A 23,450-nucleotide genomic window follows, 5' to 3' on the forward strand; every position below is an offset into this window, starting at 1 on the left:
AGCTTATACACTACGCGCGCATTGCGTGTTTCCCCTACAGGCCGCATCCGCGGCTTGTATCCGCGGGTCCCATACGGCCCCTCCGGCCTGCCATATTATAAAATTAACCGCGAAGGGCGCGAAAGGCGCGAAGAAAGGAATGGAGCGGAAGCAAACTCCCAGGCGCGGTAGCGCCGGTAGGGAGGTCTCTCCGAGGCCTCCGCCGGGCGTCCTTTCAGGTTTCATATTTCATGGGAATGCGGAGCGTTCTCGCGGAGGCCTCGGAGAGGCCTCCCTACCGCCTTCGGCCATTTTTCAAACTGCCCTTAATACCAATTCCGAACGAAATTCACACTTCTGGAGGGCCGAGCTCCTGCGAGGCCGTCGCGGAAAAACGTCGCGTATAACCGCGACGGCCTCGCAGGAGCTCGGCCCTCCACCAAAAGGAGGATTTTCATTCATAAATGGTATAATTTTATGGGTTCGTCGCTATTTTCGATGACTGAAAACAACAAAAAATTAACCGCAAAGAACGCAAAGAGCGCAGGAAACAATCCTGTTTTTCCATGAGTTCTTTGCGTTCTCTGCGGTTAAATAAGCAAACCAGCCATCGAAAATAGCGAGGAACCATTTTATTCCTTTCCGTGCTTCGCGCCCTTCGCGGTTAAAATCAATTTTTAGAAGTCCCGATAATGCATCGGGCATCCGTGCCCATCCGCGCAATCCGTGGCCTCACCGGCCCCGTTTCGTGTCATGAGCGCCCGGATACGGCATTATCCTTTACCGAATATTTAAAAATCAAAAAAATATTCGATATTTTTTTCACCGGCCCCTGGGACAGTCGCGCATAATTTGAAATTAATAATCTACAGTGGATTGCAACATGCCTCATGGCGGGATGGGCCTCGGGCGACGGGTGCCCTTGCGACCGGAATCCGGCGCGGCCAGGGGGATTTTATGGTTAAAAAGATTAAAAGAAAAATAACGGCCTCACTCTGAAATCACCGGTTTTATATACATTCCTTTATATTATTTTAACCAAATAATGCACATATTCGAAGGCATTATAATTCATTTTGACAATATGGATTCTCGAAAAAGAGAGTGCGCGCTTCCGCCGGTCGCAGGCGGAATCTCTCTATAAAACTCCACTCTGGTCAGGCGAATCTATATGAACGGACACCGACTCGTTGCATCAGCCAGGCGCGCACCCAAATCGCCGCGAGGGCTTGTTTTTGGGCGAACTACAACCGCGGCGGCCTTGCGCGCGTGGCTCCGGATGTCGTGCGCGCTGGCGCTCGGCGTGCAAAGCATCCCCGGCGATGCGGCGCCTCTCAATATCCAGGACGGCGTGACCCTGGACCTGAATGGGCAGGAGATCACGTTCGATTACGTCACCAGCGCGACCGGCTCGGTCTTGTTGTTCAACGGCGGCACGCTTTCCGGCGCGGGATCGCAGACCTGGTCGCTGAACGGCTTGACCGACGCGACCGTCGGCGCTTCGAGGCTCGACGCCGGCAGCGCGGGTTTATGGATCGGGCATCAGGCATCCGGCGCGCGGATGCTCATCGGCGGCCTCGGCTCGGTTTCGTCCGCCTCGGGTGTGATCGGCGACCTGGCGGGCGACACGGGCGCCGTGGAGGTGGGCGGCGGCGGCCGTTGGCAAAACACCGGCAGTCTTTTCGTGGGCCGTTCCGGCACGGGGACGCTGACCATCACCGAGAGCGGCCGCGTGAGCGACCGCAACGGCTACATCGGCTTCGATACAGGCGGCAGCGGCGCGGTCACCGTGGGCGGCAGCGGTTATTGGCAAAATACCACCAACGTTTTGGTGGGTTTCCAGGGCCATGGGGCATTGACCATCGAGGGCAGCGGCAGTGTGACCGGCGCCGCCGGCGTCATCGGCGGCACCACCGGCGGGACGGGTGAGGCGACGGTGGCTGGCGGCGGTTACTGGCAAGCCACCGGTGGTTTCACCGTGGGCAATTACGGCACGGGCACGCTGACCATCAAGGACAACGGGCGCGTGGACAGCGGCAACGGCAACATCGGCCTGTATGCCGGGGGCGTCGGCGCGGTCACCGTGGGCGGCAGCGGTTACTGGCGAAACGCCGCCGGCCTCACCGTGGGCAATCTCGGCAGCGGCACCCTGACCATCGAGGACAGCGGGAGCGTGAGCAGCGGCAACAGCAACGGCAACATTGGTTACGAGGCCGGGAGCGCCGGCGCGGTGACGGTGGGCGGCGGCGGCCTCTGGCAAGACACCGCCAATCTTTTCGTGGGCCGTTCCGGCACGGGCGCCCTGACCGTCGAGGACAACGGGCGCGTGAGCAGCGGCAACAGCTACATCGGTCACGAGGCCGGGAGCGTCGGCGCGGTGACGGTGAGCGGCAGCGGCCATTGGCAAAACGGCAGCAATTTCCTCGTGGGCAATTCCGGCAGCGGCACCCTGACCATCGAGGACAGCGGGAGCGTGAGCACCAGCGGCGGCGGCCGCATCGGTGCCGGCAGCGGGGGCGTCGGCGTGGTGACGGTGGGCGGCAGCGGTTACTGGCGAAACGCCGGCAATCTCTTCGTGGGCGATGGCGGCACGGGCACCCTGGCCATCCGCGAGAGCGGCAGCGTGACGGTGGGCGGCGCGTATGCCCAGAACGCCGCCTCCACGCTGGCCATTGCCCTGAGCGGCACGCGCGGGGCGTTCATCACCGCCGCCAGCGGCGCGCTGGCCGGCACGCTGGCGGTGAGCGGCTTCAGCGGCACGGTGGCGGCGAAGGCCGGCGAACTGGCCGGCTCGGTTTACACGATCATTCATGCCCCCGGCGGCATCACGGGTGATTTTGCCTCGGTCGATCTCGGCGGGGCCGCCGCCAGCCCGGTGGATTATGTCACGCTGGCTTACGGCAAGGCGAACGGCGGCTTGGATTACAATGTCGGCTATGCCTTGAGCTGGTTTTCCGGCGGCACCTATGCGCACGGCGCCTTCACGCTCGGCGCGGGCGAGAGCTTCGAGGTGGACGTCGCCCTCGGCGACACGGCCGCCAACGCCGCCAAGGGCTGGGACGGGCGCTCGCTGACGAAGCTCGGCGCGGGCACGCTCGTGCTGAGCGCGTCCAACGGCTACAGCGGCACGACCTCCGTGCTCGGCGGCACGCTCGCGCTGACCGGCTCGGGCCGCGTGAGCGATTCGGCGGGCGTCATCGACGGCGGCGCGGTCGCCACCATCACCGGCACGTCCGCCGAATGGCGCAGCAGGGCCTTCGCCGTCGGCCAGACCGGGACCGGCGCGCTCCTCCTCGGCGACCGCGCCACGCTCGTCACCACCGGCACCGTTTACCCGGGCGACGCGGTGAACAAATTCCGCACCCACATCGGCCAGGAGGCCGGTTCCGAAGGCGTGGTGACCTTGACCGGCTCCTCGACGTGGGTGAATACCGCCTTCAGCGGCAGCATTGATTCGCGTCTCACCGTCGGCACCAAGGGCAAAGGCACGCTCAACGTGCTCGACGGCTCGACCGTGACCACCGACCGCCTCATCCTCGCCTCGGCGGACGGCAGCGAGGGCGCGGTGCTCATTTCCGGCACCGGCTCGAAAATCAGCGCGTTGGTGGGCGATTCGACCAAGTCCACCGTGTCCGTGGGCTTTTCCGGCAGCGCGCGGCTGGTCGTCGAGAACGGCGGCGAGCTGAACACAAACTCGACCGGCGTCGGCGGTTTTATCCTCAACGAGGCGCCGTTTCTCGGGGTGAACCGCGGCCACGGCGAAGTGCTGGTCACCGGCACCGGCTCCGTCTGGAACCTGGTGGGCAACCAGCTCCTCATCGGCGACGGCGCCGACGGCGTGGTGACGATCGCCGACGGCGGACGCTTCAGCGGCAGTGATGCGAATGTGGTGGTTATCGGCATGGCGGGCTGGTTTGGCCCTGGCCTCCAGACCGGCGGCTCGTCCACCAGCGGCACAGGCGCGCTGCACGTGACCGGCGCCGGCTCGGAGTTTGCCCTGCGGGGCGACATCCATGTGGGCAGGGGCGGGGCGTATGAAACGTCGGCGTCTGGCCCGCCGCCCGCCGGCGTCACCGGGCATGGCACGCTCACCGTGGCGGATGGCGGCTCGGTGCGAAACGGCGGCGGGCTGTATGTCGCTCTCGACCAGTATTCCACCGGCACGGTGGCCGTGACGGACGGCTCCCTGGCCACCGGCGCCGGCGTCATCGGTTATGGCGCCGGCGGGCGCGGAGCGGTGAGTGTCAGCGGCAGCGGCTTCTGGCAAAACACCGGCGATCTCACCGTGGGCCTTTACGGCACGGGCACGCTGGCCATCGAGGGCGGCGGGAGCGTGGCCAACGTCAACGGCTTCATCGGCGACTACGGCACGAGTGCGGGCGTGGTGACCGTGGGAGGCAGCGGCCTCTGGCAAAACACCGGCGATCTCACCGTGGGCAATTCCGGCACGGGCACGCTGGCCATCGGGGGCGGCGGAAGCGTGACCAACAACAACAACGGCTTCATCGGTTACGATGTCGGGGGCGTCGGCGCGGTGACGGTGAGCGGCAGCGGCCTCTGGCAAAATACCGGCGATCTCGCCGTGGGCTACTTCGGCACGGGCACGCTGGCCATCGAGGGAGGCGGAAGCGTGGCCAACAACAACGGCTACATCGGTTACGATGCCGGGGCCGTCGGCGCGGTGACGGTGGGCGGCAGCGGCTACTGGCAAAATACCGGCAGTCTCACCGTGGGCCGTTCCGGCACGGGCACGCTGGCCATCCGCCAGAGCGGCAGCGTGAGCAGTAGCCGCGGCTACATCGGTTACACTGCCGGAGCCGTCGGCGCGGTGGCGGTGGGCGGCAGCGGCTATTGGGAAAACACCGGTCTCACCGTGGGCTATTACGGCACGGGCACGCTGACCATCCGCGAGAGCGGGAGCGTGAGCAGCGGCTACGGCGAGATCGGTTACGGTTACGGGGCCGCCGGCGTGGTGAGTGTCAGCGGCAGCGGCTACTGGCGAAACACCTCCGGCATCACCGTGGGCAAGGGCATGCTGACCATCGAGGACAGCGGGAGCGTGAGAAGCAGCGGCGGCTGGATCGGTTACAACGGGCTCGGAGCGGTGACGGTGAGCGGCAGCGGCTACTGGCAAAACTCCAATGACCTCTCCGTGGGCACTTCCGGCACGGGCACCCTGACCATTGAGGGCAGCGGGAGTGTGAGAAGCAGCGGCAACAACTATATCGGTTACGGTGCCGGCGGGCACGGCGCGGTTACGGTCGGCGGCAACGGCCTCTGGCAAAACAGCGGTCGTCTCCTCGTGGGCTACAATGGCACGGGCACGATGACCATCGCGGACAGCGGGAGTGTGAGCAATCTCGTCGACAGCTACATCGGTTACCAAGCCGGGAGCGTCGGCGTGGTGACGGTGAGTGGCAGCGGCTACTGGCAAAACACCGACAGTCTCACCGTGGGCCGTTCCGGCACGGGCACCCTGGCCATCCGCGACAGCGGCAGCGTGGCGGTGGGCGGCACGTATGCCCAGAACGCCGTCTCCACGCTGGCCGTTGCCCTGAGCGGCACGCGCGGGGCGTTCGTCACCGCCGCCGGCGGCACGCTGTCCGGCACGCTGAGCCTGACCGGCCTCGCCGGCGGCACGGCCGCGGCGAAAGCCAGCGAAGTGGCCGGCGACTCGCGCGTCATCATCCACACCACATCGGGCCTCGCGGGCGACTTCGCCACGGTCACGGGCCTGCCGGGCTCCGGCGTGGATTACCTGACCGGCCACGCCGGGGTGGCGGGCACGGACTACGTGGTCGATTACGGCCTGAGCTGGTTCGCCGGCGGCACCTATGCGCACGGCGTCTTCACGCTCGGCAGCGGCAGCAGCTTCGAGGTGGACGTCGCCCTCAGTGACACGGCCGCCAACGCCGCCAAGGGCTGGGACGGCAAGTCGCTGGCCAAGCTCGGCGACGGCACGCTCATCCTCAGCGCGGCCAGCACCCACAGCGGCACGACGCTGGTCGGCGGCGGCACGCTGGCGCTGGCCGACCTGCAAGGCGCGGGCGCGGGCGATGTCTTGAACCACGCCGTGCTGGACCTCGCGGCGTCCGGCACGTTTGCGAACACCCTCGGCGGCACCGGCACGACCGTCCTCAGCGGCACGGGCGTGACCGTGGGCGGGAGCAATGCGCTGTTCGCCGGCGTCTGGGACGTGCGCGGCAGCGGCACGATGACCGCACGGGAAAACCTCGGCGCGGGCGGCACCGCCGCCGTCAACCTCGGCGGCGACCTGTCGCTGGCCCTGGGCGCGGGCGACTACACCTTCGACCACGCCCTTGCCGGGACCGGCACGTTGGCGGTGTCCAACAGCGGCGCGTTTGCCTTCGGCGCGGCCACGGGCACGCACTTCGCCGGCAGCGTGATCGTGCGGGGCAACACCTTTGCCTTGGGCGGGGCGGGCGTCCCGGCCCTGTCGAACGCGACGCTGGTCATCGGCGAGGGCAACGCCACGACCGTGGCCGCGGGCACGCAGCGGATCGGCAACCTGACGCTGGAAAGCGGCACCCTCCGCTTCACCCTGGACGACAGCGGCACGGCGGTCGCGGGCCTGATCGACACCGGCGCGCTGCATGTCGGGGACACCGTGATCGTGGTGGACACGACCGCGTTTGGCGGAAACCTCCTGTCCCTGCTCCAGCAGGACGACGGGCGGGACATCCAGTTGGTGAAGAGCACCAGTCGCACCGGCGCCGCCGCCATCACCGGCGCGCAACTCGTGGACCAGGACGGCCAGCAGCTCGGCGACGCCACCCAGCGCGACATCGTGCAAAACAGCGCGACGACGGCGCTCGGCACCTACGACTTCGCGGCCACGGCCTCGGGCAGCGGCCTCTATCTGGGCTACGAGCTGACGCACCTGCACCTGCTGGACAACCAGACCACCCTGCTGGACCACGACGTCAGCGACCTGCTCAAGCCCGGCGCGGCCGAGCTGCATGCCGTGATCAGCGGCAGCGGCCATCTGGCCGTCAATGCCGACGGCAGCGCGGGCGTGATCACGCTCACCGGCAGCAACAGCTACACCGGCGCGACGCTCGTCACCGGCGGCACCCTGAAACTGGGGACCGGCGGCGCGCTGGGCCGGACCAGCCTGCTCGACCTCGCGGCCGGCGCGGCCGCCGACCTCAACGGCCAGGCCCAGGCCATCGGCGCGTTCAGCGGCTCGGCCGGCTCGGCGCTGCTGGTCAACGGGGGCTCGCTGGGCGTGGACGGCGCGCTCGCGCACTCGGGCACGATCGACCTCGGGGCGGGCGCGCTCACCGCGGGGACGTTCGACGGGCGGAACGGCTCGACCCTCGACTTCGCCGGTGGTGTGGCGACGCTGGCCGGAGGCGGCACGAGCGCGGGCGCGTTGACCGGCGGCGGGACGCTGGCGCTGGCCGGCGGCAACCTGCTCGTCACCGTAGGCAACACCGCGCTGACGGCGAGCACGACCATCGCGGGCAGCGCGACCGCGACCTTGCAACACGTCGCCGGTCTCGGCGTCGGCGGCGCGCTGACCGCCGACGGCCGGCTCATCTTCGCCGCCGCCGCCGGCACGAACCAGAACGCCATCGGCGGCGCGGGCGTGGTGAGCGCGACCAGCGCCGCGAACGTCATCCTCGGCGGCAACAACGCGAACTTCAGCGGCACGTGGGCCATCGCGGCGGACAGTGCGTTCAAGGCCGCCGGCGCCGCCAGCCTGGGCACGGGCAAGGTGGCCGACAGCGGCACGCTTGTCCTCGGGGGAACCACGAATTACGAATTACAAATTACGAATGAGATCAGCGGCGCCGGCGCGCTCGTGAAGGAGGACGCGAACGCCGTGACGATCAGCCACGGCAACACCCATAGCGGGGGCTCGCGGATTGAAAGCGGCACGCTCGCGCTGGGCCACCTCGCGGCCCTCGGCAGCGGTACCGTGACGAATACCGCCGCCGCCACGCTCGCGCTGGACGCTTCCGGCACGTATGCCAACACCACGGCCAACGCCGGGCTGCTCGAAGTGAACGCCGCCGGCGTCGCGCTGGCCGGGGACATCGGCGGCAGCGGCACCAACCGCGTCGCGGCGGGCGCGAGCGCGACGGTGAGCGGCGTCAACACCGCCTTCACGGGCCGGTGGGACATCGTTGGCGAGATGCTGGTGGGCGGGCAGGACCACTTGGGCGGCGCGGCGACGGCGGTGAGCGGCACGCTGCGCATCGAGAGCGGCACCCTGTCCGCGTGGGCCTACGCGAACGCGCTCAGCGGCGGCGGCGTGGTGGCGGCCGGCCTTTCCGGCGGCGCCCTGAGCTTCGCCGCCGCGACCGGCACGGCCTTCACCGGCACGGTGCGGCTGGCGGACACCCGGCTCGACTTCGGCGACGACGCCACCGGCGCGCTCAACGAGCAGGCGCTGAAAAACGCGACCGTGGAAGCCGGCGCGGGCTCGACCGTGCGCCTCGCGCGCAGCGGGACGATTGGCGGGCTGGCGATGACCGGCGGCACCCTGGCCCTCGCGATGGACGGCCTGGAGCCCGCGCACGCCTTCAAAACTGGCACGCTCGCGGTGATGTCCGGCTCCAGCAAAGTGGTTTTTGAAAACTTCGCCTCCGGGACCATGACGCCCGGCGCGCCGTCGCTGCCGCCCGCGACGAATTTCCTCGACCAGGACGGTCCCGGCGCCGGGGCGGTCAGGCTGCTCGCCGCCGACACCGTCGCGCAGGAAGGCCAGATGGCGATCGTGCGCGAGGACGGCAGCGCGATCGGCGCCGGGCAAAAGATCGACTACGACGGCGTGGTGATCGCGAGCTACGACTACGCGGCCTTCGCCAGCGCGACGAACGCCGCGACCGGCCAGGGCGCGGGCCTGTATTACGACTACCTGCTCACCGAGCTGGACATCCAGCAGGGCAAGACGCTCACGCTCGACGACGCCGGCGCGGCCGACACCGTGCTCGACGCGCGGGTCACCGGTTCGGGCCACCTGCAAATCAGCGCCACGGGCGCCATCACGCTGGGCAACAGCGCCAACGACTACACTGGCGCGACCCTCGTCGCCGGCGGCACGCTCATTACCGGCGCCAGCGGCGCGCTCGGCGCCACGTCGTTGCTGTCCCTTTCGTCCCTTGCGTCCCTCGACCTCAACGCCACGGCGCAAACCCTCGGCGCGCTCGACACCGCCGCCGGCTCGACGCTCGCGCTGGACACGGGCACGCTTGCCATCGTCAATGGCGGCACCGCCGCCGGCGCGCTCACCGGCTCCGGCCTGCTGGAACTGCAAGGCGGCACGCTGACCGTCACCGCGGCGAACCCCGGACTGGGCGCCGGCATCGCGATTGCCGCGCCCGCCACCGCGGACCTGAAGCACGCGGGCGCGCTGGGCGGCGGAACCATCGCGCTGGACGGCACGCTCAAGCTCGACCTCGCGCCCGCCGCGTCGGGCACCTTCGCCAACGCGCTCGCCGGGGCCGGCAGCCTGCTCAAAACGGGCGGCGGCACTGCCGTCATCGTGACCACCAACACCGGCTTCACGGGCGCGGCCCGCGTCGCGGACGGCCGCCTCGTGCTCGAAAATCTCTCCGCGCTCGGCGCCGCGCCCGTGAGCGTGGACGCCGGCGCGACCCTCGAATACCGCAACGTGGGCGGCGCGATGGGCAATGTCGTGTCTGGCCCGGGCACGCTGGCGATCACGACCAGCGGCTCGTTCGCCATCGCGCACGACAACGCGGTCGCGAACGTCGGGCTGACCGGGGCGGCGGTGTATCTGGGCGCCACCGGCGCGCTTGGCGGCAGCACCGCGAGCGTGGTCGCCGACGCCCATTCCGCGATCTGGCTGGCCGTTGACAACGCGCGGCTGGGCGCCACGACGCTCAACGGCGCGAAACTCGGCTTCGTTCACTCCGGCTCGGCTTTCAGGAAGGCGACCCTCGCGGGGCTCGCGGGCGACAATGCCACGCTGGTGTTCAATGCCGACTTCACCGGCGTCTCCGGCCTGAAGGGCGGCGGCGAGGTGGCCGACCACATTACAATCACCGGCGGGAGTGCCGCGAGCGCGCACACCGTCGAGGTCAACGCACTCGGCGGCCTGCCCGGCAACGGCGAAGCCGCGATCCCGCTCATCGCCGACGGCGGCCTGGCGGTTTACCGGCTGGCCGGCGGCAGGCTCGACTTTGGCCTGATGCAGTTCGAGTTCGCGCGAGGCGGCGAAGCGGACAGCAGCCTGGGCCTGGACCCGGACCAATGGTATTTGTTCAGCACCGGCCTTTCCGATGCGGCGGACGCGATCATCAACACCGCGTCGATCCTGGGCAAGGACTGGCACTACGCGCTCGATACGCTGTATCTGCGCCTGGGCGAAGTGAGAGCCGAGTATCTGCCCGCCGCCGGCCCCGTAGGGCCTGACCTTGTGTCAGGCCGCGAGCACACTGCCGCATCCGCCCGCCCCCTCGCCAATCGCGGCGCGACGCAAGGTCGCGCCCTACAGCATGCCCCGACTGGCAACGTGTGGGTGAGGGCGCGCGGCTACCACCTCACCGCGGGCAATGAACTTTCCGGCCGCGGCTTTGAGCAATATGCCTACGGGGTGACCGCCGGCGGCGACAAAGCCTTCCTCGCGGAGAACAGCGTGAACCTGGTCGGCGGCTTTGTGGACATGGGCCGGATTGATCGCGACTTCGACGGCGCGGACAACACCGGCGGGACCGGCAGCGTCTCGGTCGGGCTTTACGGCACCTGGCTGCACGGCAACGGCTGGTATGCGGACCTGGTTTTCAAGGCCGACCGCTACAAGCACAGCCTCGACGTGCGCACGGCCGGCGGGCGGACGGTGAGCGCGGATTACGACAGCGAGGCCCAGGGCGTGTCGCTGGAGCTTGGCCGCCGCCTGGAGCGCGGCAACGGCTGGTGGGTGGAGCCGGCGGTGCGGGCGAGCGTGGCCTGGCTGAACGGCGCGAGTTACCGCACGAGCCCGGAGAACGTGGCGCTTGAGGTGAAGGTGGACGCCTCCCGCGCCGCGCAATACCGCGGGGCGGTGCGTTTCGGCAAACGGCTCCGCGACTCGCGCTGGGCGCCCTACGGCAAGTTCGGGATGGTGAAGAGCGACACCGACGGCGGCGCGATCCACGCGCACGACCGCGAGTTCGAGCCCGATTACGACGGCTGGCGTTTCGAGGCGGGCCTGGGCGCGGGCTACCTCGTCAACGAGCGCAGCCAGGTGTATTTCGATTATGAATACGGAAAGGCCGCGAACTACGAGCGTCCCTGGGCGTTCAACCTCGGCTACCGCCGCCTCTGGTAATACCAATCCCCAATGAAATTCACCCTTTAGGGTAGGGCGAGGCGTCCCCGCCGAGCCGTCGGTCGCCTGCGGCTCGGCGGGGACGCCTCGCCCTACCTCGATAAGTGTGAAGATGGTTCGAAAATGGTATAAAGAGGCAAGGGCGCGCGCCGGCGCTTTTGGAGGCGTTTGCGTTTTCACTCGCACTTCGCCCCAAGCCCTGCGCGGTATCCGCATATGTCATTTTCCAAGCTAGGGCTTTTTTCGAGCCTCGTTCGCGGCGCGCAGGCCATGGGTTACATCGAGCCCACGCCGATCCAGTTGCGCGCGATTCCCATCGTGCTCGCGGGCGGCGATCTCATCGGCTCGGCGCAGACGGGCACGGGCAAGACCGCCGCGTTTGCCCTGCCCGTGCTCAACCGCCTCGGGCCGCACCAGGCCGGGGGCCCGCGCGTGCTCGTGCTCGAGCCCACCCGCGAGCTCGCCGCGCAGGTCGAGACTTCGTTTCGCGACCTCGGGCGTTTCACCGATGTGCGCACGACCGTGCTTCACGGCGGCGTCGGCTACGGACGGCAGCGCGGGGATTTGCGCGCGGGGGTGGACATTGTGGTGGCCACGGTCGGCCGGCTGCTCGATTTCCTGAACGAGAAAAACCTGCGCCTCGACCGCGTGGAGGTGCTCATCCTCGACGAAGTGGACCGCATGCTCGACATGGGTTTCATCAAGGACGTGAAGCGCATCGTGACCCTGTGCCCGAAGCAGCGGCAGACGCTTTTCTTTTCCGCCACGATTCCGCCCGAGATCGAGGAGATCGCCCGCTTCGCGCTTCGCGACCCGCAACGGGTCGAAATCGGGCGCTCGCGCTCCGTCACCGCAACCGTCAAGCACGCGATTTACCCGGTGCCGCAGCCGTTGAAGTTCGATCTGCTGCTCGCGCTGCTGGAGAAGACGGACTTCCAGAGCGTGATTATTTTTTCCCGCACCAAGCATGGGGCGGACCGCATCGCGCGGCGGCTCAAGGCCGCCAGTCATTCCGTCGCGGTGCTCCATGCGAACCGTTCCCAGAACCAGCGGGTCGAGGCGCTCGAGGGATTCAAAAGCGGCCGTTATGAGGTGATGGTTGCCACCGACATCGCCGCGCGGGGAATCGACGTGGCCGGCGTCTCGCATGTGATCAACTACGACGTGCCGGCGAATCCCGAGGACTACGTGCACCGCATCGGGCGCACGGGCCGCGCGATGGCCGTGGGCGACGCGTTCATGCTCGCGACGCCCGAGGAGGCCGGCGACGTGCGCGACATCGAGCGTTTTATCGGGCAAAAAATCGCGCAGCTAAAACTGGCGGGTTTCGATTATGGCGCGAAAGCCGCGGCCCCCGCCGCCGGCGGTGCGGGAGGTGCGGGCGGGCAACCGCAACATGCGCATCGCGGCGGCGGCGCCGCCGGGCACGGGCGCGCCGGCGGAAAAGGCCGGAACAGCGGACGCGGCCAAGGCGGCGGCGACCGCAAGGGCGGCAATCGCCACGACAACGGCGCCCAGCCGCCCCACCCGAAGGGCAAACCCGGGGCGCACTGGCGAGGCCGCAGGGGCCGCTAGTTCTGCTTTGTTAACCTCAGTTAATACCAATTCCGAACGAAATTCACACCTCTGGAGGGCCGAGCTCCTGCGAGGACGTCGCGGTTATACGCGATGTTTTTCCGCGACGGCCTCGCAGGAGCTCGGCCCTCCAGCAAAAGGGTGATTTTCATTGGGAAATGGTATAATTTGTCGCATTGAGAATAGCGTAAAGGCGCGGCAGCGCGTGGCGCAGCATCCCTGCCTGCCGTTGAAACGAAAGGCGCGAAGCGCCGCTGACTCTTTTCCAAAAAAACAAATGAGCGCTTCGCGCGATAAAACAACGACGGCAGGCAGGGATGCCCGCGCTACACGGAGGCGCTACCGCATGGCCGCTCGAAAGCTGAAATGCGCCCGGCCATGCCGGTGAAGCTCACAGCCATTTTTTCCGGCGCATGAAGAGCAGGATGGCGCCGGTGCTGGCCAGGGTGAGCGCAAAGGTGATCGGATAACCGTAGGGAATGCCAAACTCGGGCATGTTTTCAAAATTCATGCCCAGCCAGCCGCCGATGAGCAGCGAGGGAATCGTCAGCGCGGTGATGGCGGTCATCACGCGGATGCCGGCGTTGGCCTCGTGGCTGGATTTGTTGATGAAAAGACGGAAGGTGATGATGAGCTGGTCGGCCCACGACGCGGCCTGCGCCTCGATGCGGCCGAGTTCCTCCTCCAGATCGCGGAGATAGGGCAGGATGACCTTGCGGATGAGTTTGCTTTTGCCTTGGGCGAGCTCGGCGACCACGGCGCGCTGCGGACGCACGATCTGGCGGAGCCGGGCGAGTTGTTTGCGCACGGCGACAATGGCCGGAAAAAGCTCGTCGGCGGAACCGTGATGCAGGACGTGCTCGGCGACTTCCTCGATTTGCTCGCGGAGGAATTCGAGCGCGGGTTTGTAGCCCTCGACCATGAGGTCGAGGATGGTATGGGCGAAGCGGTCGGGCCCGCGCACCATGAGGCTGGGCGTGCGCAGAAGGCGTTCGCGCACGGTCTCGGTGACGCGCAGGGGCTGGCGGTGGTAGGTGACGAGGAAGTTTTTCCCCAGGAAAAAATCGAGCTCGATGGTCATGAACGAATCGACTTGGGTGTAATCGACGGCGTGCATGACGAGGTGGACGTAGTCGCCATAGGGCTCGATCTTCGGGAAAGGCGCGTCGCTCACGCAGTCCTCGATGGCGAGCGGGTGGAACTGGAAGGCGTGGGCGAGGACCTGCTGGATTTCCTCGGCGGAGGGCGCGATGAGATCGACCCAGAGCATGACGCCCGGCTCGTCGCGCAGGACCGCAAGGGTCTCGACCGCGGGATTCTGCGCGGAGAGGCGGTTGTCGCGATAGACGAGGGTGGAAATCATGGGAAGAGGGCGGCTTCGCCGCCGGTTGAAGCTGAAAGTTTAAGTTGAAGTGTGGATGACGCCGCGCCGGTGTTTTTCTTTGTTTTCGAGTCTTTTTGTTTTTGGCTGTTTCTTCTTGTTACTTGCGACTTGTCACTTGCCACTTCGCGCGCGGAGCGCGCGCCTAGATCCAGCGGCGGCGTTTGCACCAGAACCAGATGGCGGCGGTGAGGGCGATGGTGACGGCGGCGGCGATGGGATAGCCGAGCGGGGAGTGAAGCTCGGGCATGCTGTCGAAGTTCATGCCATACCAGGTGCCGATGAGCGTGGCGGGCAGGGAAAGCGCGGTGAGGGCGGTGAGGGCCTTGATGCCTTCGTTGGCCTGAAAGTCGGATTTGCTGAGGTAAAGGTCGAAGGAGATGAGAAGCTGGTCGGCGTAGTTGGCGGCGGTCTCGTCCACGCGGATGAGGTTGTCGCGCAGGTCGCGGAAGTAGGGCAGCATGATGGTGCGGATGTTTTTGTTGTCGCCGTGGGCCAGGCGGTTCACGACATCGCGCAGGGGGCGGATAATCTGGCGGAGGAGGTTGATCTCGGAGCGGACTTCGAGGAGCTTGGAGACGAGTTCGTTTTCGGGGTCGCGCTCGAGCACCTCGTCCTCGATCTCGTCGAGTTCGGTGCGGAGTTCGTCGGTGACGGGTTTGAAATGGTCCACCAGCGAGTCGAGGATCAGGTGGGCGATGCGGTCGGGGCCGCGGGCGTTGCCGGTGCCGCCGGGGCGGGTGCAGCGTTCGATGACGGACTGGATGGAGCGCGAGGCGGCGCGATGGAAGGAAACGACGAAATCCTTGCCGAGGAAGAGATTGATCTCGGTGGTGTTGAAGCCTTCGGTGCGGGTGGAGTCCACGCCGTGCGCGACGATGAAGAGGTGGTCGTCGTAATCCTCGACTTTCGGCAGCGAGCTGGGCGTGGCGCAGTCCTCGATTTCGAGGGGGTGGAACTGGAAGACGTTTTCAAGGATGGCCTTGATCTCGTCGACGGTGGGGTCGTGGAGATCGACCCAGAGGACGAGTCCCTTGTCGGCGCGGACGAGGCGGAGCGCCTCGGTTTCGAGGTTGCTCCCTACGAGCCGGCCGTCGCTGAAGATGAAGGACTGGATCATGGCGAAGGCCGAGCGTGGCGACTCGCCCGCACAGAGGCAAGGCCGGTGAGCGGATCAAACAGCCCGCGGCCGGAGGGAGGACGCCATCCCCGCCTTTCGTCCGATTTCTTTCCTCTTTATTCTTTCTCTTTCCTCTTTCTCCCGACCAAACGCGAACCCGGGAGAAAGAGGAAAGAGAAAGAATAAAGAGGAAAGAGCAGGGGAGAGGGGCTACCGCTCAGGCCGGGGCGAGGATCTTTTCCTCGGCGGCGGTCAGGATTTGCGCGAACTCCTCCGGCGTGGCGGCGCCCAGGAGCGCTTCGCGCACGGCGGCGTCCTTGATGAGCTTGCAGAGCGAGCTGACGATCGCGAGGTAGGCGCCGGGGTTGGACTTCGGCGTGCCCAGCACAAACATGAGCCGCACGGTCTGGTTGCAGTTCTCGAAGTGCACGCCGCTCTGGCTGCGGCCGATGGCGAGGACAATGCTCTGCACATGCTCGGTGCGCGCGTGGGGGATGGCGATCTCGTTGCCGAGGCAGGTGGTGTCGAGGCGCTCGCGCGCGAGAAGCTCGTTATAGAAGCCTTGGAAATTACTGACGCTGGGGTGGCCGTCGAGGAGGCGGGCGACCTCGTTTATCGCAGTCGTGCGCTTTCCGCTCTGGATGGAGAGCGTGATGCACGCGGGATCAAGTAGCTTGGTAAGACGGCCGGTCATGGGTTGACGCAAATTCAGTCTGACGAGAGAGCCCCCGCAAACCAAGTTTTGCAAGGGAGGAATTGAGGAAGGCGATGTTTTTTTGCAGGCTTGGAAACAAGTTTACAGCCGCAAGGGCTCGGACGTGGAAACCGGCGCCTGTTTCACAAGGTTTTTCCCATGGTCGTGGCGCCGGCGGCGCGGCATAGCTCGTAGCGCGGGCATCCTTGCCTGCCGTCGAAAAAGGCTGCGCGCAACGCGCTGGCTTTTCCTTTCTTTTCCAGAAAATAAAAGCCGCGCTTCGCGCCGCAACCCAAGGACGGCAGGCAGGATGCCTGCGTCACGGGCTGGCGCGTCTTCGTGTCGCCCCCGCCAGATGAATACGAGCGAAGCCCCTGCATGGCGCGGGAATTTTTCTTTGCCTCCGGCAGGCTTTGGCCGCGTGATTTTCTTCCATGACGATTTATCCAGCCATCGATATCAAGGGCGGGCGTTGCGTGCGCCTCACGCAGGGCCGCGCCGACCAGGAGACCGTTTATTTCGACAACCCCGCCGAGGTGGCGGCGCTTTTCAAGGCCGCGGGCTCCGCCTGGGTGCACGTGGTGGATCTCGACGGGGCGTTCAGCGGCGAATCGCAGAATCTCGCCGCCGTGCGCGCCATCGCCGCGCTCGGGCTGCGTGTGCAGCTCGGCGGCGGCATGCGTTCGCGCGAGGCGGTGGAGCGCGCGCTCGGGCTCGGCGTCTCCCGCGTGGTCGTCGGCACGCGCGCGGCGGAGAGCGAGGACTTTGTGCGCGGGCTGGTGGCTGAGTTCGGCGAAAAGATCGCCGTCGGCATCGACGCGAAGGACGGCAAGGTCGCCGTCAAGGGCTGGGTGGACACGACCGGGCTCGGCGCGCTGGAGTTTGCCGCGCGCATGAGCGGGCTCGGTGTGGGCACGTTGATTTACACCGACATCAGCACCGACGGCATGCTCACCGGGCCGAACCTCCCGGCGCAGACGGCGATGTTGAAGGCCGTGAAATGCCGCGTGATCGCCTCCGGAGGCGTGTCGCGGCAGGCCGATGTGGGCGCGCTCGCCGCGCTCGCCAAGCAGCACGCCAACCTCGACGGCGTCATCATCGGCAAGGCCATCTACGAGAAACGCGTCGATCTCCCGCAGGCGCTGCGCGACGCGGCGGCCTGAGCGCGCCCGTCGGCGTTTGTTTTTGTCGCCACCTGTCTTTTTGGAGGGACGGCCGCCGTCCCTCCAAAAGGATAAGTCTCATTCGAAAAAGGTATAAATCCCTTCCGTGTATTCCGTGGGCAACATATTCGTTCCCGAGGCATTCGGAAGGCGGGGGCGATCAGGGGCATGACATTTTCCTGACAACTCCATGACGCCTGGCTGACAACCTCCGCGGGAATTTTTGTAAGATTGCTGCGTTTCCTTCGTTGGAAATCGGTGTCAGTTTTTCAACTCATTCCGCAATCATTCCCGCCATGAACAAAACCCGCATCCTCGCACTCTGCCTGTCGCTCGCCGCGCCGGCATCCTTGTTTGCCACCATGAAAAATCCGTCTCCCATGCCCTCGCAAATCACCGCCGCGACCGTTTACACGGATCGCGCCATCGTCACCCGCGCCGTCCGCGTGGAACTGCCCGCCGGGCAATCCGAGATCGTCCTCGAAAAGCTCCCCGCCGCGCTCATCGACGCCTCGGTGCAAGTCTCGGGCCGCGGCACCGCGTCCGCCACCATCCTCGACGTGAGCACGCGCGTCATCTACACCGCCGACAACGCCGAGGTGGACCAGCCGCGCGTGAAGGCGCTCCAGGACGAGATCACCGCCGTCGAGCAAGCCATCCGCGCGCTCGACGACCGCGCCGGCATCCTCAACCAGCAGGCCGCGCTCGTCGAAAAAATCGAGAACGCCGTGGCCGCGCCGCCCGGCAAGGACGCGACCGCGCGCCCCGTCATCGACGACTTGCAGAAACTGCTGGCCTTTTCGCTGGAGAATCGCGCCAGGCTCGCCACCGAGCGCCAGTCGCTCGACCGCGAGCGCGATGACGCCAATAAAAAACTCAACGCCCTGCGGTCGCAGCTCAACGAGATCCTCCACGGCGCGCGCGCGCAGACCCGCAGCTACAAGACCGTGACCGTGCGCGTGGCCGCCGCGCAGGCCGGCTCGCTCGACCTCAAGCTCGCCTACACCGTGCCCGGCGCGGGCTGGACGCCCGCCTACGACGCGCGCCTGCGCGCCGAGGATCGCGCCGTCGAGCTCTCCTACTTCGGCGTCGTGCGCCAGGGCACCGGCGAGGACTGGAACGACATCGCCCTCACGCTCTCCACCGCCCGCCCCGCGCTCGGCGGCGCCGCGCCCGAATTGCCGCCGCGGTTTTTGGATGTTTATGTGCCGCGGCCAGTGATGCCCATGCAGGCGGAAATGGCGGAAGGGCGCATCAGAGGAATGGCCATGGATAAGATGCAGACCTTCAAAGTTGCCGAAGCGGTAGCCGCTCCGATGCCCGCCGAGGTTGCCGAGGTGGATGCGACCCTCGCCGCCGCAACCGTGGACACCGCGGCGACGAGCGCGTCGTTCAGGATCGCCGCGGCCACGTCCATCCCCAGCGACAATTCCCCGCAAAAAGTCAGCATCACGACCGCCACTCTCCCGGCGAAGCTCCAATACCAGGCCGTGCCCGCGATGCAGGAGACGGCGTTCCTCAGCGCCTACGTGACCAACGGCACCGAATTTCCGCTGCTCGCCGGCGCCGCCAACATTTTTCTCGACGACGCGTTTGTCGCGACCGCCAGCCTGAAGACCGTGATGCCCACGGAAAAATTCGAGCTCTCGCTCGGCGCCGACGAGGGCGTGGCGGTCAAGCGCCGCGTCGTGAACCGTTTCACGGAAAACACCGGGCTCACCGGCAAGGGCCGCCGCGTGACCTGCGAGTTCCTCGTCACCATCACGAACAACAAGAAGACCGCCGAGCGCGTCGTATTCAAGGAAGCACTACCGCTCTCGCGCAACGAGAAGATCGTCGTCAATCTCCTCGCGCCCTCGTCGAAGGAGGTCGGCACGCCGGAAAAACCCGGCCGCGAGGTCACGCTCGAGGAGGAGAACAAGCTCGTCTGGCGTCTCGATCTGAAGCCGGGCGAGACGCGCGAGATCACCTATAAATACAACGTCGAGTATCCGGGCGACTTGCAGATCACTGGCTTGGATTGACGGGCCTCCGGGGCGCATCCTCAAAAATCGGTTTGTCGCTGTTTTGAATGGTTGTTTTCCACGGCAAGGATGCCAAGCCAAGTGATGCCGGTTTCGGGCGGGATTTATCTTCCGGTAGGGCGAGGCGTCCCGCCGAGCCGTGGGGTAGGCACGGCTCGGCGGGACGCCTCGCCCTACCGGAAGAAGCGCTTTGTGACTCGATTTGGCATCCTCGCCGTGAAAAACAGCCATTCAAAGCAGCGACGAACCGGAATTGGTATCAGAACCTTCCCTTTGACTCCACTCCCCCCTCTGCCAGAATCGGCCCGCCTATGAAACCCCGCCTTTTCGAAAAAATCCCACTGGGTTTGGCGCTCGCATTTTTTTCCGGCCTTCCAGCTTATGCACAAGCTTCCGATGAGGGCGCCGGCTTGTATGGCCCGCCGGTGGTCACCGATTGGACCGCGCCCGTTTATCCGCCCGGGTTGAAGGCGGAAAATATTGAGGGGCGCGTGCAGGTTTCCCTTGTTGTCGATGAGCACGGCGTCCCGGGCAACGTGCGCACGACGAAATCCACTGATCCGCGTTTCGAGGCCGCCGCCATCGCATCGGTGGAACAGTGGAAATTCAAACCGGCGGTCGCCGACGACAAGCCCGTGGCGATGGGCGTCGGCATCACGCTGCTCTTCAAGCTGCCCGAGCCGAAAAAGCCCGGCCTCCTCCCGCCGCCGGCATCCATGCCGCGGCCCTTGAAGAAGACGCCGTGCAAGGTGCTTTCGCAGGTCGAGGCGGAATTTCCGCTGGCATTGGCGGGGCGGGGCGTCGTCTCGGGCCGGGTGCAGGTTGAACTGCTGGTCGGGATCGATGGCAGCGTATCCGATGTAAGGATACTCGAGGCCACGCAGGCGGAGTTTGTCATGCCCGCGCTGGAGGCGTTCAGGCGCTGGAAATTCGAGCCCGCACGGCAGGGCGACCTGGCGGTCACGGACAAGGTCGCCACCTCCGTCTCGTTTTCCGCCATGGACGGCCTCAGCGAAGCGACCCGCAACCGCCTCAGCGACATCCGCGTAAACCTGGCGGAAGGACAACGGCTTGAGCAGGTTTGCGAGCGGGCGCCCGAGTGCACGGTCGGGATTTCTCCCGTTTTTCCCCACGACGCGGCGGTGGCGGGGCGCGGGGGCGAGGCGACGGTGGAGTTCACGCTTGGCTCGCTCGGCACGCTTTTCGACGTGCGGGTCACGAACGCAAGCGAGCCCGCTTTCGGGCGCGCGCTGGAGGCGGCGATCCGGGCGAGCAAATTTCTCCCGGCAAAAAAATCCGGCGTGGGTGTCACGGCGCCGATGATATGGACGCACAAGTTTCGCCAGCCCGCCGCCACGCCGCCCGCCGATCCCGATGCGGAATCATCCGAGACGCGGGTTATCCGCATCGTGAATGCGGGCGGGAAAATCGAGGGCGCGCGCGGACTTGACCGCAAACTGCGCCCGATCTGGCGGCAGTTGCCCGTGGTGTCGGAAGGGCTCAGGGAATCGGGTGAAAAGCACACGGCGGAAATCGAGTTTGTCATCGCGCCCGACGGGCGCGCGTGCCTGCCGCGCATCGTGAATGCGAGCAACGAGGAATTCGGCTGGGCGGCGGCCACGGCGGTGTCATGCTGGGTGTTCGATCCCCCGACGCGCGGCGGCGAGCCCGCCAGCGTCCGGGTGCGCATCCCGCTCCGGCTTTGAGACGCGTGCGCGGCGGACGTCCCTCCCAAAGGGTAATTTTACCCAGGAAACGGCGCTCAGAGTTTTTTCACCGCATATGCCATCGCGTCGGCGATGCGGTCGAGTTGCTCGTCGGTGTGCATCGCGGAAATCGCCGTGCGGATGAGGTCCTTGCCCGGCGGCACGGCCGGGGCGATCGCCATGACGGTGAACACGCCTTTTTCCAGCAGCGCCTGCCAGAAACGATACACGCGCTCCTTGCTCCCGAGCACGATCGGGGTCGCGGGCGTCTCGCTGCCCCAGGTGTCGAGGCCGAGGCCGTGGAGCATGTCGCGATAACGGCGGGTGCTGGCCCAAAGGCGTTCCTGATGCCGCGGCTCGGTCTGCATGAGGTCGAGCGCGGCGAGCGCGCACGCGGCCTGCGACGGGCTGAGCGAGGCGCTGAAGATCGTCTGCTTCGAATGGGTGCGCATGTATTCGATCACGTCGCGCGAGGCGGCGACGAAGCCGCCCGTGCTGCCGAGCGATTTCGAGAGCGAGCCGCAGAGGATGTCCACGTCGCCGTTGAGGCCGAAGTGGTCGAGGGTGCCGCGGCCTTGCCGGCCGAGGACGCCGAAGCCGTGCGCGTCGTCGAGCACGTTGAAACAATGATGCTCCTTCGCGACGCCGATGATTTCGGGCAGTTTCGCGATATGGCCTTCCATCGAATAAACGCCCTCGACGACGAGCATTTTCGGCGCGGCGGGGGAGAGCGAGGCGGCGATGTCGCGCAGGTCGGCGGCATTGTTGTGCGAGAAGCGCTCGCAGGTCGCGAGCGAGAGGCGGATGCCGTCCCACAGGCTGGAGTGGATGTTTTTGTCGGCGAGGATGACGTCGCCTTTCTGCGCGAAGGTGGCGACGCTCGCGACGCACGACAGGTAACCGGCGGAGTGGACGTGGCAGGCCTCGCGTCCGAGAAACGCGGCGAGGCGCTCCTCCAGCTCGACGTGGTAGGCGCGCGAGCCGTTGGCCGAGCGGGCGCCGGTCGGGCTCGCGCCCCACTTGAGCATGGCGTCGCGGCCGGCCTCGATGACGCGCGGGTGGAAGGAGAGGCCGAGGTAATCGTTGCTCGCGAGCATGATCATGTCGCGTCCGCCGACGGTGATGCGCGGGCCTTGCTGGGCGTCGATGACCCGGTAGTAGGGCGCGTATTTCAGCCGCATGCCGGTCACGGAATCATCGCGGCAGCGGTTGAGGATCTGGTTCTTGCCTTTGAAAAAAAACGGGAGCGCCATGGAAGGCGGTGAAACGTGGCGCGGCGCGGATACGTTTGCAAGCGCGGCTTCGCCGGCGTCGGGTTATCTGATGGAGGGCCGAGCTCCCGCGAGGCCGTCGCCGAAAAACATGGCGTTTAGCCGCGACGGCCCCGCGGGAGCTCGGCCCTCCATCGAAAAGTTTATCCGTGGCAAGAAGCCGCTGCGGTGGCCGTCGAAAATGGCGAGAAACCGACTTAAACTTTCCCCCAGGCCTCGCGCGCGAAGGCGATGGTGCGCCCGAGCGTGGCGGGATGGGTGTCCTCGAGGAGGATTTGCGCGTAGGGCTTGTGTTTTTTGGCGAGCCTGAAAAACAGCGGGTAGTTCAGCAGGCCGCCTTCGGTGCCGGCGGCGACCTGCCGGTACTGGCCCTCGGGCGTGATGACAAAGTCCTTCGCGTGGAACACCGCCATGCGGTCGGCGAAAAGCGCGAACGACTCCTCGATGAGCGCATCCTGCCGCCGGTGGTTGCCCGCGTTCAGCAGGTTCACCGGGTCGAAGATCACCTGGAGGTTGTCCGAGCCGACGTCGTCGAGCAGGCGGCGGACGCGCGCGGGCGAGTGTATCACGAACGTGGATACCGCCTCGACGCACACGCACGCGCCGAAGCGCTCCGCCGTGGCGACGAGTTCGCGCACGCGGCGGAGCACGCGCTGGTAGGCCTCCTCGCCCTGGTTGTCGGGGTGGAAGGAGAAGTCGGCGTTCACCGAGCCGGTCTCGGTCGCGACGATGCCGCAGCCGAAGTCGCGCGCGTGGCGCAGGTAGTCCTTGAAGCGGCGCATCTGGAGCGCGGCGTCGGCCTCGTCGGGCGTGCCGAGGTTGATGTAGCAGCCGAGCACGGCGATGGAGACGCCTTGCGCGCGGAGCGCCTCGCGCGCGTGGACGGCGAGGCCGGGGCTGAGGCGGCCCGCGTCGGCGTCGAAGCCGGGGATGGATTTGGGCGCGGCGAATTGCACGGCGCAAAGTCCGTGCCCCGCCACGCGGCGGGCAAGGTCGTCGAGCTGGAGTTTTCCGAAGTCGTGGGCGCGGACACCGAGTTGTATCATGGATGCAATGTTGGCGCGGGCGGGGCGGCGCGGTCAACCCCGGTCATGCCCGCAGTTCGCGGGGCGGATTTTTATCATCCCCAGTGTCCCAGCGGGTTTCCGCCTTGTTCTTTCCTCTTTCTTCCCGCGGATGTTTTGGGAGGGAGAAAGAGAAAAAATAAAGAGAAAGAGGAAAGATTCCGGGCGCGG

11 protein-coding genes are annotated in these 23,450 nt (G+C 66.6%); 5 read left to right on the forward strand and 6 right to left on the reverse strand.

From position 1 onward, the window contains the following. Positions 1 to 1,240 precede the first annotated feature (1,240 nt). Positions 1,241 to 11,281: an autotransporter-associated beta strand repeat-containing protein gene (locus OH491_RS15530; RefSeq protein WP_068770632.1), complete on the forward strand. Its 10,041-nt coding sequence runs from the start codon at positions 1,241 to 1,243 to the stop codon at positions 11,279 to 11,281. 216 nt (positions 11,282 to 11,497) lie between these two features. After that, positions 11,498 to 12,856 carry a DEAD/DEAH box helicase gene (locus OH491_RS15535; protein ID WP_084442236.1) on the forward strand — a complete coding sequence of 453 codons (1,359 nt, stop codon included), beginning with the start codon at positions 11,498 to 11,500 and terminating at the stop codon, positions 12,854 to 12,856. A gap of 391 nt (positions 12,857 to 13,247) precedes the next feature. On the opposite strand, the gene OH491_RS15540 is transcribed toward OH491_RS15535, so the two are convergent. The 4 genes from OH491_RS15540 to OH491_RS15555 all read right to left on the reverse strand — a co-directional run bounded on the left by OH491_RS15540 (position 13,248) and on the right by OH491_RS15555 (position 16,431). Beyond that, on the reverse strand, positions 13,248 to 14,219 hold the full coding sequence (locus OH491_RS15540; protein ID WP_068770631.1) for a magnesium transporter CorA family protein: 972 nt from the start codon (positions 14,217 to 14,219) through the stop codon (positions 13,248 to 13,250). 163 nt (positions 14,220 to 14,382) lie between these two features. Continuing rightward, positions 14,383 to 15,357, reverse strand: coding sequence for a magnesium transporter CorA family protein (locus OH491_RS15545; protein ID WP_068770630.1), 975 nt, complete (start codon positions 15,355 to 15,357; stop codon positions 14,383 to 14,385). A 217-nt stretch (positions 15,358 to 15,574) separates the two neighbouring features. Further along, positions 15,575 to 16,051: a PTS sugar transporter subunit IIA gene (locus OH491_RS15550; RefSeq protein ID WP_068770629.1), complete on the reverse strand. Its 477-nt coding sequence runs from the start codon at positions 16,049 to 16,051 to the stop codon at positions 15,575 to 15,577. A gap of 143 nt (positions 16,052 to 16,194) precedes the next feature. After that, positions 16,195 to 16,431, reverse strand: coding sequence for a hypothetical protein (locus OH491_RS15555; protein ID WP_068770628.1), 237 nt, complete (start codon positions 16,429 to 16,431; stop codon positions 16,195 to 16,197). Between the two features lie 54 nt (positions 16,432 to 16,485). Here OH491_RS15555 and hisA point away from each other — a divergent pair, with 54 nt between their 5' ends. The 3 genes from hisA to OH491_RS15570 all read left to right on the forward strand — a co-directional run bounded on the left by hisA (position 16,486) and on the right by OH491_RS15570 (position 20,944). Beyond that, the gene (hisA, locus tag OH491_RS15560) at positions 16,486 to 17,214 is read left to right on the forward strand and encodes a 1-(5-phosphoribosyl)-5-[(5-phosphoribosylamino)methylideneamino]imidazole-4-carboxamide isomerase (protein ID WP_068770627.1); all 729 of its coding nucleotides are present in this window, start codon (positions 16,486 to 16,488) and stop codon (positions 17,212 to 17,214) included. 296 nt (positions 17,215 to 17,510) lie between these two features. After that, on the forward strand, positions 17,511 to 19,238 hold the full coding sequence (locus OH491_RS15565; RefSeq protein WP_068771132.1) for a mucoidy inhibitor MuiA family protein: 1,728 nt from the start codon (positions 17,511 to 17,513) through the stop codon (positions 19,236 to 19,238). Positions 19,239 to 19,549: 311 nt separating this feature from the next. Then, positions 19,550 to 20,944, forward strand: coding sequence for a TonB family protein (locus OH491_RS15570; protein ID WP_068770626.1), 1,395 nt, complete (start codon positions 19,550 to 19,552; stop codon positions 20,942 to 20,944). A 56-nt stretch (positions 20,945 to 21,000) separates the two neighbouring features. Here OH491_RS15570 and OH491_RS15575 read toward each other — a convergent pair whose 3' ends face one another. Next, positions 21,001 to 22,197: an aminotransferase class I/II-fold pyridoxal phosphate-dependent enzyme gene (locus tag OH491_RS15575; protein ID WP_068770625.1), complete on the reverse strand. Its 1,197-nt coding sequence runs from the start codon at positions 22,195 to 22,197 to the stop codon at positions 21,001 to 21,003. Between the two features lie 215 nt (positions 22,198 to 22,412). After that, complete coding sequence (locus OH491_RS15580; RefSeq protein WP_084442235.1) at positions 22,413 to 23,261, reverse strand: sugar phosphate isomerase/epimerase family protein; 849 nt, start codon at positions 23,259 to 23,261, stop codon at positions 22,413 to 22,415. Between the last annotated feature and the right edge of the window lie 189 nt (positions 23,262 to 23,450).

Origin of the sequence: Termitidicoccus mucosus (assembly GCF_038725785.1) — a bacterium.
Taxonomy (GTDB): Bacteria; Verrucomicrobiota; Verrucomicrobiia; order Opitutales; family Opitutaceae; genus Termitidicoccus; species Termitidicoccus mucosus.

Coding starts and splice junctions, on each gene's coding strand:
- OH491_RS15540 (WP_068770631.1), bottom strand. CDS start 14,219: ATGATTTCCACCCTCGTCTATCGCGACAACCGCCTCTCCGCGCAGAAT.
- OH491_RS15535 (WP_084442236.1), top strand. CDS start 11,498: ATGTCATTTTCCAAGCTAGGGCTTTTTTCGAGCCTCGTTCGCGGCGCG.
- OH491_RS15545 (WP_068770630.1), bottom strand. CDS start 15,357: ATGATCCAGTCCTTCATCTTCAGCGACGGCCGGCTCGTAGGGAGCAAC.
- hisA (WP_068770627.1), top strand. CDS start 16,486: ATGACGATTTATCCAGCCATCGATATCAAGGGCGGGCGTTGCGTGCGC.
- OH491_RS15565 (WP_068771132.1), top strand. CDS start 17,511: ATGAACAAAACCCGCATCCTCGCACTCTGCCTGTCGCTCGCCGCGCCG.
- OH491_RS15555 (WP_068770628.1), bottom strand. CDS start 16,431: ATGCAGGGGCTTCGCTCGTATTCATCTGGCGGGGGCGACACGAAGACG.
- OH491_RS15570 (WP_068770626.1), top strand. CDS start 19,550: ATGAAACCCCGCCTTTTCGAAAAAATCCCACTGGGTTTGGCGCTCGCA.
- OH491_RS15580 (WP_084442235.1), bottom strand. CDS start 23,261: ATGATACAACTCGGTGTCCGCGCCCACGACTTCGGAAAACTCCAGCTC.
- OH491_RS15550 (WP_068770629.1), bottom strand. CDS start 16,051: ATGACCGGCCGTCTTACCAAGCTACTTGATCCCGCGTGCATCACGCTC.
- OH491_RS15575 (WP_068770625.1), bottom strand. CDS start 22,197: ATGGCGCTCCCGTTTTTTTTCAAAGGCAAGAACCAGATCCTCAACCGC.